Origin of the sequence: Providencia sp. PROV109, from assembly GCF_033681625.1 — a bacterium.
Lineage (GTDB): Bacteria > Pseudomonadota > Gammaproteobacteria > Enterobacterales > Enterobacteriaceae > Providencia > Providencia hangzhouensis.
In genome coordinates this window covers 13,235-25,968 of the sequence record NZ_CP096321.1, presented here as the reverse complement: position 1 = coordinate 25,968, position 12,734 = coordinate 13,235, and the positions used below count along the sequence as shown (strand labels likewise).

Below are 12,734 nucleotides of genomic sequence, written 5' to 3'. Positions count from 1 at the left end.
CATAAAAGCTGATAATTTAACATATTTTTGAGCACTTTTCTTTCACCCAATGGGTGAAAGCTGAATTTCGAAGGAATGCATATTTATCAAGGCTTTGATTATGCTTTTTGAAGTACTGACGTAGAATCTAGGGAAATAGTTGGAATTTGTTATGACTGGACTTTTTGCCAAAAAATAAGGGCAGCTTTTAGGCTGCCCCTATCACCCGTTGATTAACGGCAAGGTGTCTTTTACACCCCCAGGCCATTGCTGAGTTGCACAACAGCCGGGATGACCTTCTCTGCATGTTCCAGAGTAGCAGACATGATGGATTCCACTACGGTCGGGGAGTTGTACAGGCCCATACCGCCACCGATACCCATAGCGAAAGCCATGAGGCTCTGGCGAGCGATACCACCAACAACACCGACCAGGATCATCGCACCCGCAACGATTCGACCCAAAGTACCTTGGGTCCAATCCTTGAGAGTTACCCATACGTCGTCAAACGCTGTACCACCAGTACCAGCGTGGGCCTGATCCGGCACGAGCAGGAAGGCTACCACCATCAACCCCAGGAAGAGGAAGAGTGCGTTGTTTTTACTTGAGGCATTCGCCAACTGATTTGCGTTCATCAAGAACATCTCCTATTTGGTTGTTTCAGACTTCGGTTCGTGTTGTACCGTTTGCAGCGGTCTCAAAACTGGCTCACTTTGCGGTGTGCCATCCCCAATCACCCACCTGCGCGGTTCGATTTCGGTATAGACATACCCTGTCACGATGAGATCACCATTGGTGTCCTCCCAGGGAGCTACCCAAATCCGCATAACCTGTGCTGGTGTACGAATTGGAATCGGGCGATCCGGAAGACGCGGTGCGACATAGTTGTCAATCACCGGGTCTCCGGAGCTAGATGAGTTCGCTGAAACGTTTGAGGAACCTTCGCCATCCGCTTCCGCTTTGGCCTCGACTTCCTCTGGTTTCATTGGACGCGGGACATTTCCGTCATTGGTTGCGGCGTAAACGTCTCGCGCTGACATACACTGAACACCATTCGGCATTCCCGGACAGCTATACTCATCCTTGCCGATGTTGAACGTCGAACAGCCCGACAAAATAAGTAGCGCTGCACCCACCCCCAACATCTTTGCGGATCTTACTGCCTGTTCCTTTTGAGCCTCGCCTCTGGAACTGCCCTTTCTGGTCAAAATGTTCAAATTTTTCATTTCTTGGTTCCCCCGGTGGAACGAATTTGTAGCTTGGTTCCTTTGGTCACGATGATGTCTACCTGACGGCCAGCATCGACCTCGATAACAGGGAAGATGCCTTCGGCCATGTCGATATAGAACTGAGCGATGCGATCTAGCGCCTTACTGGCCCCCTTCACTGCTGCTCCCTGCAACATCTGGTCGGAGAACACAGACTGGTACTGGGTATTTGAGCCAGGGTTAGTGCTAACGACCGGCACAGGATTGACGTCAAAGGCTTCGGAAACGCCACCAAGGAAGCCTGCCATCAAGCTCTTGGCGATGATTTGCCCCTGCTTCGATACGACGCGACCACGGACACCGGCCTTACCGTCTTCACCCACTGCATAGGAATCCAGCTTCGCTTCTATGACACCCCCATCATCCCGAACGCACGAGAAGGTCTCGCCACGCAGGTACGCTCGCTCTGAACTGAGATCTCCATAGCCTGAAACAATCAGGAAGCACTCACGAACATCCGCACGGAAGCGGTTAGGCAAAATAGCCTCTTTCTGAATCCTGAGGGTCGAAGGGAACGGATCTCGACGAGCACCTTGAGATGTTGGTGCGTCCATACCGTTGATGAGCACCCCTGTCAGGATGGAGCCAGAAGGTAGGTAGATAGACTCATCATCCTTGTTGTCCTTCTCTTCAACTTCTGGCGCTTTCTGCGAGTAGCTCACTATTTGGATGCCTGGTTTAGTTGCATCACGACCGTCTCCCTTGCCAGTTGCAGGAGCCCCACCCTTCGAGTCAGGAAGCGGTGCGTCCCGAAAAAAGGATGCAGGATCTTTGTAGTCGAGCTTTTTCTCCATGAACTGACCATCACCACCAGATGCACCATTAACATCGGCTCTGGCATCCTCTGATGAAGAGGATGTTTTTCCACCAGCAGCGCCGGTTTCGACTTTCTTAGCCAATTCCATGTTCTTCTGGGTCAGGCGGTCCAAATCTTGACGAAGGCGGGTCATCTCACGGCCAACATCACTGGATTTCCCGGCAGTGGTTTTGGTTTCCTCCAGCTCTTTCTTGACTCGTTCCAGCTCCTTTTTCAGGTCGGAGTTTTCACGAGACACCATCTTCACATCGGCAGACAACGAATCTATCCCGATCTCACGGGTGTTTTTGTCTGTGAGAACGTGCTTGATGGTTTCTTGGCGACCGCGCTTCTCTTCTTTCTTGGGTTCACCAGAGAACATTGTCACGACCGCAAAAAGAACGAAGACGCCGCCAGCGATAGACACCCAACGCTTCTTGTTGGGGTCTAACTGTGTCCAAAATCGCTTAATCATTGGGCACCTCCCAGCAGCGATGGACGCTTAGACGTTGGTGCGAGACCACGCTTCTGCTTCTTCGCCACATAGATCTCCGTCTTCTGGCCGGGCTCAAGCACGTTAAGCGGCCACGTAGTCACCGCAGCCACATCCCAGCTCCCACACAACGCCTCTTTGAACTCAATAGGCTGATCAGAGACGTTCAGGGCGACACCGATGAACACGTTAAGGTGGTGGCCCATCATGTATTGCCCCTTGCTGAAATCCACCTTTACCCCAGGATGAGCGCAGCTCGGCACCGCAGCACCAGCAGGGATGCGGTTCAACGTGTAACCTTGAGGGACTTCACCAAGAGCAATCTTGCGGAATACCGACCGGATGGTTTCGACATAAGGCTGGCTCTGTTCCCAGGTCTCAGCCTTGGTATTGGCAAAAGCACCAGTGATACCTACACCACCATCGAGCTTGAGAAAGACTTCTCTGGGCGGAATACGACGGGGAACCATCGTCAGGCTGAGAGCTTGGGCTTCCGAGCCTTTTTCAGTAATGAACATAGTCACCGGATACTGCTTATCCGTGGCGACATAGACCACATTCTCTTTGATGCAGACCTCACCACACTGGCCGTTATCCGTCGCCCCGGTCAGAGATGTTGAAACGATCTCAGGATTGCTGAAAGGCGTGACGATTCGGTTCGGATGACCAACGGCTATCGGGATGATCTGGTTAACCCCCGGCTTCATCGTCAGTAAGGGGTTTTCATTCATGCTGCCCACAACCTCATGGGAGCTTTGTCCTGACGTCACAGGGGCAGGAACATCCTTTTTCATAACACTGGCCGGGACAACAGGAATGTCATCCGAGGCATAGGCCATTGAAGTTCCAAGCGCCAAGGACAGCGCCAGGAGCGAAAGTTTAGCGTTGTTCTTCATGCTTTCTCCGGTTTTCTTCTTTGCGCTGGAGTTGCTCCAAAACAGTTTTGGTGCGTGGCTTTCCTACATAGGTGTCGATGTAGTCCAGCACGGGCGCGTAGTTTGAAATCTTGATGGCGAACTCGTAGGAGCGTTCGCTACGCTCTTCGTTAGAAGAAGCCCCTTTGACGTAGGAATATCCGTAGACAAACACCTTGTCGCTCTTGGGCTCGTACTCAACAAAACGCGGCTCAAACCGCATGGTTACGCGGTCGTTCTTGATCTGTTGAGCTTGAATTTCGATGGCATCAATCACGTCCTGATAGATGCTCGGGGAGAGAAGCGGGGTGATCCGTTCTTTCACAAAGTCAACGGTTCCTGGCGTCACATTGCCAAGGAGCTGAGCAAAAGCGAAACCCCAAGCCTCTTTATAGGACTGAGAGGCGTTACTTTTCGTCACCCAGGCTTCTTCCGTGAGCGTGAAAGGCTGGATAGTGACGATGGTTTCCTTGCTGAATACTTGGACCACCAGCAGGAAAACGATAGCAATAAGACCACCCTGGAAGATTCGCCCCCACTTATTTTCTGTTTGGGTCCCTTCCCAGGTCTTGAGATACTTTTTCAGGTTCAAGGCAAATACCTCCGGACAAACGGGTTCTTGAGAGATTTGGCCTTGGTCATGATGAACCCGGCCCAGTAGATCATGTGGAGCAGGTATCCATCCGGATGGTTATCCCTGAATCGGCGATAAAGGTTGGTTACAAGTAACCCCCCCAGAAAGCAGATCAGAGCCTTACCGATGATGACCCCTATCGTTAGCCCCAAAAGCATCGGGGCCAACTCATCTGCGCTCCACAACAGCAGATGCGGGGGCTCATCGACCCGGCGCGGTATCTTTACAGGCTTCATAGCAACCCTCTTCTTTTCCTAGTGGCCTGTATTCTCATTCAGGGTCACTGATTTTCTGCCACGGCTTCGCGCCCTTTTCGGGCACTTCCAGCGACAAATAAAAAAAGGCGGCCTAAGCCGCCTTTTTTGCGTTTACTGGATCGGTTATTGATTTTGAGGAACCGCTTCCGAATGTTTTTCCGAAGCCGCAACGCTAACTTCATTGGCTGGTCGGGCCACCTCCAGAGTTTTCACTTCCTTGTTAGCATTGGCTTTAAACTTGAACATCAGACTGTACGCCGCCAGCAGGAAGAAGCTGAGAATGCCCCAGTAGGTCTGAACCGTGCCCAGAGCCTTGGCCGGGTCACTTGCAGCTCTGTTGGCCGTATCAGCAGCCAACTTAACCCACTGACTCCAGTCAAAACCTGCCGCAAAAGCAGACAGCCAAAACGCGACGGCCACTGGAACGATGAAGATGCACATCAGCACCGCGTTCATCAAAAACCAGAAAAATTGTTTATTAAGGTTCACACTTCCTCCCATTAACCTAGAAAATTGAATGCGTGTTCCAGGTTCATCCCTGCAACAACACCTATAACGAACATCACCTGCCAGACAAGGAACTGCCAGGAGATGAATGAACCAGATGAGCTTTCGCTTTCTCTGACGTGAGCTTGTGCGGACATAGACCCTCCAAATAACTTGTCGTCATCACGGAGTAATCGTCTCTTAATTGATCAATCTAGGAACAGTGCTGTTACGGCCCATTTTGGGCACTTTATGGAGGTTTATTCGAGGAGATGATAAGAGCGGGAGGCGAAAAACTTTCACATGTGAAAGTTCAAAGCGGCCGATGGCCGCTTGTTTCACACTGTTCTATTGTAACGGAGTTCTCGATAAGCATCCCATGCTTGCTCTGATGAGACACCTCGACGACCAACATCTGTGGCGCACTCAAGGTCCATCTTGTACTGCTTAACCTTCTGGTCTGCTGTATCGCCCCAGCTCATGGCTGATGGGTACTTGGAAACACTAAACACATTTTCAAGTTCAGCCTGATAGTCGTCGTTTTGTAACAGAGGTTCGGTTTCACCATCATCCCAGCGAATGTAAGCCTTACCCTGGAGAGCCTTCAAATGCAAAGGCACCAGTAAGGTGGAAATCACTTCGTCAGCCCTGATGTCTTTGTAAGCACACCAGTGAGGTTTAACGGTGATCACACCATTTACCAAAACGATGTCACACGCCAGTGTCGCTTCAACATTATCGTTAACATCCTGCCGAGCGTAGATCTCCACGAAACCAACCTGCTCTGGATCAACCTTGTCGATGAAGCTCCAAAAGCTGGGGTACGACGTTCCATCGCTGAGCGTCAACTGACCGTCATGCTCTTTCAGTATACGGTTCAGTTGTGCAGTGAAGAACTCTGCCGACACTTTTCTTGCCAATGGTTCCATATCACTCAGTCGTAGAGTGGCTCCTCCACTCCCCTCATACACCTCTCCAAAAAAGAAATCTCTCTTACGCATTAGACTTTGCCACCTTTAATCGCTTGCTGGGTCAGCTTGATCCAGTTCAACGGGTTTTCACAGTCAACATGGTTGCCAGCGGCACCAACTACCGTTTTGTATGCCTCCGAGCCTGCCGCTGTGTGTACAGCCAGCATAAACGAAAACATAGGGTCATTTTGCATGGTGCCAATCATCATTGCACTGGAAGTGTCTTTGAGCTGGCAGTTTTCAACCCGCAGATTGAGTACATCTTTTGCCACCATCTGACAGTCGGGACACACCTTCTCAAGGTTCTTGAGCTTTGCGTCGTCATTGAGCACATCAGGAGCCGCGATGGCAGTACCGGCTATACACAGCCCCAGTGCCAGCAGTTGGAGTCTATTAGTTACTTTCATGGTTCCTCTCTATATCGTTCCAATTTCGTTTCGGTAAAAGAACAGTGGCCCAGTGACTGTTCTGAGTTCCGGCGTTACTTGCTTTACTCTTGAGCAAATATGCTGCTTGAAAAAGTTGTGGTATCCGTACAACGCTGGGCGTGTAAATACGGAAAAGATAATGAGGGTGATGGCCGCACCAGCGGCCCACCCGATCACGTCCGGAGAGATAAGTCCTGACACGTCTGAGATACGTTCTGGTTCAACCAAGCGGCACACCACCAGCACCCAGAACCACATTACCGGCATCACAAAGATCATCTTTCCGACGCAAGCAATGAGCACCTTCACCAAATTCAAGCTCTGCGCCCAGTAAAGCCACAACGCAGACAAGGATTGGCGACGTATCACCTGGTAGACGTTCAATGGGATGTCGCACAGATGCACCCCATCTTGATTTATAACGGAGTAGCTCATCCTCCCTCCCTATACCCGTTTCTGGAGGTTGCCGAACGTCAGGCCAACCAGGACACAGCACGTCATCATTGTCATCGGGATGACAACCGGATCGAGCGCTATGGGGATGAAGAACGCGATGAACAATCCGGCCATCAGGTACATCGTTCCGCGAACGCTGTAACGATGGAGAACCGGACTCGCATAATCGAAGTTGGTCCGCTTAATTCGCCATGTCATCATCCCGTCATATACCGCAGGTACGAACAGGATCAGCATATAGGGAGCCCACGCGGCTAACAGTGCCAACCTTGTGTAGAACTGGTAAATGACGTTGACAAAGGCTTCCATGCGGCCTTTGACCCACACAAACCAGCCCTTGCCCATGTCCTGCATCCCCTTGGACTTCTGGCGCTCCTCTTCTGATGGGATCAGCGTTTGGTACATCCCCTCATAGAATCCTGAATCAATAACGCTCGACCTGAACCAGGTAGATGCTTTGTTCTGTATCCAGTCTCTTGCTTCGACACCAAGACTCTGTTCCACCAGCTCGGATTCCCTTTTGATGGCTCTGTCTGTCCAGTCGCCAGGGATCAGCAGCAATATTGCCAGCAACTCAATAACCAGCAGCCATGCGACCAGCAACCACGGCTTCTTCATAGTCGGTTCTCCTTAAAACAGTTTTCACGCTCTCACAGGTGATGAGCTCATACAGCAAGCCACGCAAAGAGGTCTCATCCTCATGGGGCTGCGGGTTAATGGATAGTTCTCCTGGATGGGAAGAAAGCCACAGTGAGAACGACTCTCCTGAATCGACAGACCATGAATCACCGCCACTATCGACAATTTGCACTTCCAACGCCCGGCAGGTTTCGGTGATCAGGGTTTCCAGAAATGCCCCAATTCTGGCCGGGTCTTCATATTTCTCTCTCTGCTCATGAAACACGAGCTGGCTGTAGCGATGCAGAGCTTCTTCAATGATCGGGTAAATCACAGGCTCCTGATTAGCCTTAATCCCGTCTGTGATGTAGCAGCTCAGCTTCTCGATGATGGCCTCCGATGCAGGCCAGTCGAATTGGAGGATGCTCAGGATGTGAGCGTTCTTGCGGCCACGACTTTTCAATTCATTCATAACCCTGTCGAAAGGGTTCACATCGACCATGATGGCTACCTCGTAATTTCTATACTTCTTGTCACACATAGCTCTGCTCTTACTGGGTCAATATGGGCAGACGGCCTTTTACGATTGTTCCGCCTGAAATTTTGGCTATGTATTCCAGGTTCGGAAGCATTCCCAATAACTGGGCTGGGAACAGATCAGCTTCCTCCTCCATCAAACGCTCGCCTTGGTTGCCTCCGTGCATAATGGGCTCCTTGCCATCCGAGTTCTGGCCTTGAGTCCGCATGACGTACTTGAGCCGGGTCTTCGGCAAGTTATCTGCGATATACTCCTGTGTTTCACCATCGACGATACGCAGAGCAAACGTGTTGTTGATGTTCCCCAACACTTGGAGCGCTTTGTCTTTGCTACCCAGTCGAGCTGCGAAGTCAGCAAAAGTCTGAGTTGCAACGAAAAGACGAAGTTTCGCACCGCGACCTTTGTTCAGGAGCTGGATGAACGGGTCGTTGATCACCTCAGCAGCCTCATCAACAAAGATATTTACGGGTCTGTTGTTGACGCCGTAGTTGTATCTGTCACCGGCAACCGCTGTCAGGTCTGACAGGAAGATGGACCCCATAGCACTACCAACCATGTTGTCGGTCAGGGAGTCGAGCCCCAGATAAGCAACTTGAGCGTTGTTGATGATTTTTGCGGAATCAGTGATCTGGCGTTCGTCGCTCAGATCAGATGAGTCTGGAGACAGCAGAGGGCCTAGCTCCCCGGACGTCAGCATATTCATGATCGGCAGGAGGTTCGCCACCATCTTGGAGAAGTGGGTTTGGTCGTGCTGGAACATCGACAGCAAGCCTTCCAGATCAGAGTTTGGGTGCTCAGGTTGGATGATGTCGTAGTAGAACTTCATCAACGCGAAAGCGATCTTCTCACGCGAACCGTTTTTGACTTTCTCCAAATAAGCCGCTGCTTCTGCCTCCCAGTCGGGCATAACTCGCTCTGAGTAAGCCTGAACGGCCTTGATGACCAAGCCAGCAGCGCCACCTTCAAGGAATCGGCGGAGCTTTGTCAGGTTGGGACGATCATGAGTGATGACCAAGCCCTGAGCGATGTTGTTCAGTGCCTGCCATCCAAATGATTTGAACGGGTCGGCCCCTGCTTCGGACGGGATCAACGCTGCCAAACGACTTGCAATTTCAGTCACGCGGGTGAAGTTACGCAGAGGGTCGATACGCACCGACTCTTCCGGGAATGCTGGATGAAATGAGACGAATCTTTCCGGCTGCCCCATAGCTTCACAGGCACGTCGTGCATTGTCCCGCATCTCCTTATCCCCTTTCGGGTCTATGATGATCACGGCTTCCCCACGCAGAATGGCCTGTGAAATCAGGATGTCGAACATACGGGTCTTGCCCGAGCCGGTGGTCCCAACGATCAGCGAATGCCCCTCAGTGTGCTTGAGTGGCTGCATCAGCTTCTCTTCTTTGGGTTCTACCCCGTGAATCCAGGGCTGGCCGATTGGCAGCTCCTTTTTCTTACCCTGTATCTTCCGGACAACCTTTTTGACCGTGGACTCTCTCCCTACGATGGAAGTCCAGTCGCGTTTCAGGATCTCAAACACGCGCTGGGCATGGCGGTTTTCCCACAGGAACCCACTACCAAGCCACATATCGTCCGGCGTGTCCTTGATGTACTTTTGGAGCTCCGCAATAGAAATAAACTCCAGATCACGCCCCTTCAAATGCTTTTGGAGCAGGTGAAGTTTGATAGCCTTTGGCAAACGAGCCATCGCCATCACGCCACAGATCCCCGTCATCCAATAGAAGGGCTCCGGAGGCATCGTGCTGACTTGCTCTACGGCCAAAGCCGCGCCGGAGGCGGCAAGCCAGCCTGCTACAGCATTTTTTTCATAGTTGGGCCGCCACGGCATCTCGTAGGCGAGCGGGTCATAACTCATTGTCATGTTTCATTTACCTCTAAATACAGTTTTCCCTGACGTTTCTTGAGCAAAGGCCGTCTCTGTGCCCGGCTCAGCATCCCGCAGAGGATGTGTTTGCTGATGCCGATGTTTTCACCGGCAATCATGTCGAAGGCTTTGTCACTGGTTACTAAGCAGCCATCCTCTTCCAGGACAGGTGTCACGAGCCATCTGCCCGAGCGTTTTTGGATCATGTCCTTGAGCATCTGGAGTGCTTTCTGAGGCGTAACACCAGACGGCAAGAAATCTTCCGCGTTGATGTCTTTCGGGTTTGTTTTCGCCTTAGGCGGCTCAAACTCCCTAACCTCTGGCTCTTCCCTTTCTCGCACCTCGACGTGTCCCAATTCCTTCTCACGCTCAACTTTGGGCTCAGGAGCCACTGGTTGAACCTCCCGCTTAGGAAGGCGAGCCACGTTCTGTTTTTCTTGGACCGGCTGGCGCTGCGGCTCTTCAACCGGAGAAGTAACATCGACCTTCTTCTCCTTCTGCTGTGGCTGGGAGTCCTTACCTTTCGCCTTTTGTTCAGGCGAGGGTTTACCGGCGTTAACCTCAGGCTTCTGCTGCTGCGCCTTTTTTCGGCTTTGTTGTTTCGGTGCAGACTTATTCTTGCTTGCATCCAAGCCAGGGGGAGAGACGAGCTCAAAGGCATCCTGGTATCCCCCCATTGACGCCTCGGCATCCTTAATGGCCGCTACGACTGCATCTGAAAGCTGCTCCGCCAGTACAATTGCCTTCACTCCGCTGAAATCACGAACTTTGCGACCTGGCATAATCGGGTCTGGAACAATCGCGTTGGCGTGGGACAGCTTCGAGAGAACCTCTGACGGCGCACCCAGCGACCGAGCGCCATCCGGGTACAAAATGACGGCTTGACCCTTCATCAGGCATAGGACTTCGCCCAGCGTCGTTTTACCTTCCAAAACAGGCATGATCGCTTGTTCAAGCAACGCCGATGCTCCTCCGTACCCGGCTAACATCTCAACGAGTAAGGTCTTTGCGTCTTTCTCATGCAGATTAGGTTTGTCCGTAGGTGGCATTGCTGGCGCTGGTGTTGTTTGTTCTGGTGCGTCAGTCAGCATAGGGAGCGGCTCAATCGCCCATGATGGCGGTTCATCAGAACTACCGAACATTGGAAAGTCATCGCCCTGCAGGGAGTTTTGTTCTTGTGGAACGAAGTCCTGTTTTGGCTGCTTCTCTTGCTTTCCGGGCATTGCCACATCTGGGATTTCTGAGTTTGTTGCGTCAGTGCTGGCTGTCTCTGCCGATGCGCTGAATGCGTCAAACGGAAAGTCGATGTCCCCCAGTCCACCCCCAACATCCTTGAGTGCTTGTAACGGATTGTCGTTTGCCAAAGGTGGTGCGTTTTTGGCAATGTCCTGAGGGGACAAATCCTCTTTTGCCTCTGGTTTGTGGGGTTGTTTCTCTGTATCACTCTTCGGTTTTGCTTTGCCCGGTTTGCTCTGCGGCTTACCCTTCTTGCCAGCGTCAGGCTTAGATGATTCCGTTGATCCAGCATCTTTTTGCTCTGGTTTCTCCTCGACAGCATCTGAGGTGCTTTTCAGCATCTCCATCGCATCACCAAAGCCAAGACCAGCTAGAGCTTTCTCTGCTTCCTGCTCTGCGGCCAACATGTCATCGTTCAGAGCTGACACATCTTCCTCTTGGTCGTCATCGACTTCCTCAGGATCAACGAACTCAATCTCAGCGTCCTCAACATCACCAACAACTTCCGCAGCAACAGCCGCAGGAGGCTCAGTCGTAAACACCAGGTCGTTTGATTCGAGTCGGAGCATCAAGATCTTCACCGATCCCGCCGCCTCCTGGAGCATCTCAGGCAAAACTTCCCAGTAGCGGTAGTACGCACGTTCACCCTTCTCCTGCACCGTGTTTGGTACAGCAAAACCACGTTCGATGAGAATGTCGGCCAGTGTGTCAGGGTCTCGTGGAATACCGGGGATCTTGTCGTGGCTGATCAAGTCATAAAGGTCCCCAAGCTGTTTCCAGGCAATGAATACACCTTGGTTGAGGTGCCAGACTTTCGCGCCTGGCTCATTGACCTTCCATTTTCCGGTTTTAACCAGGCGGCGGATGGCATCGAACACGTACCGCTCGACAGGCACACCATAGGAGAACTCGTCCACATCGAGACGACTCTGGCGAAGGTCCCGTGAGACGCTCTCTTGGTCAGCGCGAAGCATCAGCTTGGTCACAGGCTGATTGACGCTGGTTCCTGAGATAGCTTCCAGCATCGCTTCCATGATGGACGGGCCAGACTTGGACAGAAACTCCCGAGTCTCAGCCGGAATAATTCGATCCACCGCCAGCAGCGAGAATTGCTCATGTCTTTTGTGTCGCTTGTCGCGCCACCGGATAAAGTAACGGTCGATTTCGTGACGGTGTGCCCAGTCATGAAGTGACTCCGAATACGGGTTCCATGTGATTGACCCGTCTTTGTCCGTAATGGACACATCCGAGAGCGGTTTACCCACATCATGCAGCAGCCCGGAGAAACAGCTCGCCAGTCTCCAACGCGGCTCATTGTCACGGCGTTCACGAGGCGTCCCCTCGATGGAAAAGATAACTGACTCAGATGCCTGAGCTGCCCAGAAGGCCACTTCAAGCCCATGTCGGAACAGACCACCAGCGCCACGGTGGTGGTGTGATTCGGAAGCTGGCAACAGGTGAACAAACGCGGCATACCGCTGGATCACCGGCAAAACAAGCCGGTTGAAGTCGTCCACAGTGAAACCGAGAGAGTTCCGCACTTTCTCAATCAGTTCAGCTTGGGTTGCCAGTATCTTGTCTAGTGGGGCCACTGGCAGGCCCTTGGCAAAAGGTGGGTATCGAGGGATTTCTTCATCTTCCACGTCTTTAAGCGGCAACACTCTGACGCTCGGCGCGGTCTCGATCACTCCACTTCGCCCACCAAATAACTTGTTAAGGGCTTTCAGCATGTAGGTTGACCATATTCCTATCGTATTTCTCGTCGCTACATGCTCTCA

The 12,734-nt window shown here is 52.0% G+C and carries 15 protein-coding genes; all 15 read right to left on the bottom strand.

Annotated features, from left to right (window positions below):
* Positions 1-230: 230 nt before the first annotated feature.
* The 15 genes from traA to mobH all read right to left on the bottom strand — a co-directional run bounded on the left by traA (position 231) and on the right by mobH (position 12,686).
* Positions 231-548, bottom strand: a complete 318-nt coding sequence (gene traA / locus M1F25_RS21740) for a TraA family conjugative transfer protein (RefSeq protein ID WP_064754699.1) — start codon at positions 546-548, stop codon at positions 231-233.
* Positions 549-626: 78 nt separating this feature from the next.
* Positions 627-1,205 carry a type IV conjugative transfer system lipoprotein TraV gene (traV, locus tag M1F25_RS21735; RefSeq protein ID WP_000793435.1) on the bottom strand — a complete coding sequence of 193 codons (579 nt, stop codon included), beginning with the start codon at positions 1,203-1,205 and terminating at the stop codon, positions 627-629.
* Positions 1,202-2,515, bottom strand: a complete 1,314-nt coding sequence (locus tag M1F25_RS21730; protein WP_024131605.1) for a TraB/VirB10 family protein — start codon at positions 2,513-2,515, stop codon at positions 1,202-1,204. Before M1F25_RS21730 ends, traV begins: the two co-directional genes overlap by 4 nt.
* Positions 2,515-3,432 (bottom strand): type-F conjugative transfer system secretin TraK, encoded by a 918-nt coding sequence (locus M1F25_RS21725; RefSeq protein ID WP_000794249.1) that lies wholly within the window; start codon positions 3,430-3,432, stop codon positions 2,515-2,517. Before M1F25_RS21725 ends, M1F25_RS21730 begins: the two co-directional genes overlap by 1 nt.
* The gene (locus M1F25_RS21720) at positions 3,416-4,042 is read right to left on the bottom strand and encodes a TraE/TraK family type IV conjugative transfer system protein (RefSeq protein WP_001049717.1); all 627 of its coding nucleotides are present in this window, start codon (positions 4,040-4,042) and stop codon (positions 3,416-3,418) included. Before M1F25_RS21720 ends, M1F25_RS21725 begins: the two co-directional genes overlap by 17 nt.
* Entirely contained in the window at positions 4,039-4,320 is a 282-nt protein-coding gene (traL, locus tag M1F25_RS21715) for a type IV conjugative transfer system protein TraL (RefSeq protein WP_000805625.1), read from the bottom strand. The genes M1F25_RS21720 and traL overlap by 4 nt, the downstream gene beginning before the upstream one ends.
* A gap of 144 nt (positions 4,321-4,464) precedes the next feature.
* A complete protein-coding gene (locus M1F25_RS21710; protein ID WP_001052530.1) occupies positions 4,465-4,830 on the bottom strand; it encodes a hypothetical protein in 366 nt (121 codons plus the stop codon).
* 11 nt (positions 4,831-4,841) lie between these two features.
* Positions 4,842-4,985, bottom strand: coding sequence for a hypothetical protein (locus tag M1F25_RS21705; RefSeq protein ID WP_001275801.1), 144 nt, complete (start codon positions 4,983-4,985; stop codon positions 4,842-4,844).
* 180 nt (positions 4,986-5,165) lie between these two features.
* Positions 5,166-5,828: a hypothetical protein gene (locus M1F25_RS21700; protein WP_001231464.1), complete on the bottom strand. Its 663-nt coding sequence runs from the start codon at positions 5,826-5,828 to the stop codon at positions 5,166-5,168.
* The gene (locus tag M1F25_RS21695) at positions 5,828-6,205 is read right to left on the bottom strand and encodes a hypothetical protein (RefSeq protein ID WP_000869297.1); all 378 of its coding nucleotides are present in this window, start codon (positions 6,203-6,205) and stop codon (positions 5,828-5,830) included. Before M1F25_RS21695 ends, M1F25_RS21700 begins: the two co-directional genes overlap by 1 nt.
* Before the next feature lie 241 nt (positions 6,206-6,446).
* A complete protein-coding gene (locus M1F25_RS21690; RefSeq protein ID WP_169342285.1) occupies positions 6,447-6,623 on the bottom strand; it encodes a hypothetical protein in 177 nt (58 codons plus the stop codon).
* A gap of 47 nt (positions 6,624-6,670) precedes the next feature.
* Positions 6,671-7,300, bottom strand: a complete 630-nt coding sequence (locus tag M1F25_RS21685; RefSeq protein ID WP_000743449.1) for a DUF4400 domain-containing protein — start codon at positions 7,298-7,300, stop codon at positions 6,671-6,673.
* The gene (locus M1F25_RS21680) at positions 7,257-7,802 is read right to left on the bottom strand and encodes a hypothetical protein (protein ID WP_000228720.1); all 546 of its coding nucleotides are present in this window, start codon (positions 7,800-7,802) and stop codon (positions 7,257-7,259) included. Before M1F25_RS21680 ends, M1F25_RS21685 begins: the two co-directional genes overlap by 44 nt.
* A gap of 49 nt (positions 7,803-7,851) precedes the next feature.
* The gene (gene traD / locus M1F25_RS21675) at positions 7,852-9,717 is read right to left on the bottom strand and encodes a conjugative transfer system coupling protein TraD (protein WP_000178857.1); all 1,866 of its coding nucleotides are present in this window, start codon (positions 9,715-9,717) and stop codon (positions 7,852-7,854) included.
* Positions 9,714-12,686: a MobH family relaxase gene (gene mobH, locus M1F25_RS21670; protein ID WP_318840344.1), complete on the bottom strand. Its 2,973-nt coding sequence runs from the start codon at positions 12,684-12,686 to the stop codon at positions 9,714-9,716. Before mobH ends, traD begins: the two co-directional genes overlap by 4 nt.
* Positions 12,687-12,734: the final 48 nt, after the last annotated feature.

Bases quoted from the DNA above. Each gene is read 5' to 3' on its own strand.
- traD (WP_000178857.1), bottom strand. From the start codon at position 9,717: ATGACAATGAGTTATGACCCGCTCGCCTACGAGATGCCGTGGCGGCCC.
- M1F25_RS21695 (WP_000869297.1), bottom strand. From the start codon at position 6,205: ATGAAAGTAACTAATAGACTCCAACTGCTGGCACTGGGGCTGTGTATA.
- traA (WP_064754699.1), bottom strand. From the start codon at position 548: ATGGTGGTAGCCTTCCTGCTCGTGCCGGATCAGGCCCACGCTGGTACT.
- M1F25_RS21725 (WP_000794249.1), bottom strand. From the start codon at position 3,432: ATGAAGAACAACGCTAAACTTTCGCTCCTGGCGCTGTCCTTGGCGCTT.
- M1F25_RS21700 (WP_001231464.1), bottom strand. From the start codon at position 5,828: ATGCGTAAGAGAGATTTCTTTTTTGGAGAGGTGTATGAGGGGAGTGGA.
- M1F25_RS21680 (WP_000228720.1), bottom strand. From the start codon at position 7,802: ATGGTCGATGTGAACCCTTTCGACAGGGTTATGAATGAATTGAAAAGT.
- mobH (WP_318840344.1), bottom strand. From the start codon at position 12,686: ATGCTGAAAGCCCTTAACAAGTTATTTGGTGGGCGAAGTGGAGTGATC.
- traL (WP_000805625.1), bottom strand. From the start codon at position 4,320: ATGAAGCCTGTAAAGATACCGCGCCGGGTCGATGAGCCCCCGCATCTG.
- traV (WP_000793435.1), bottom strand. From the start codon at position 1,205: ATGAAAAATTTGAACATTTTGACCAGAAAGGGCAGTTCCAGAGGCGAG.
- M1F25_RS21685 (WP_000743449.1), bottom strand. From the start codon at position 7,300: ATGAAGAAGCCGTGGTTGCTGGTCGCATGGCTGCTGGTTATTGAGTTG.
- M1F25_RS21705 (WP_001275801.1), bottom strand. From the start codon at position 4,985: ATGTCCGCACAAGCTCACGTCAGAGAAAGCGAAAGCTCATCTGGTTCA.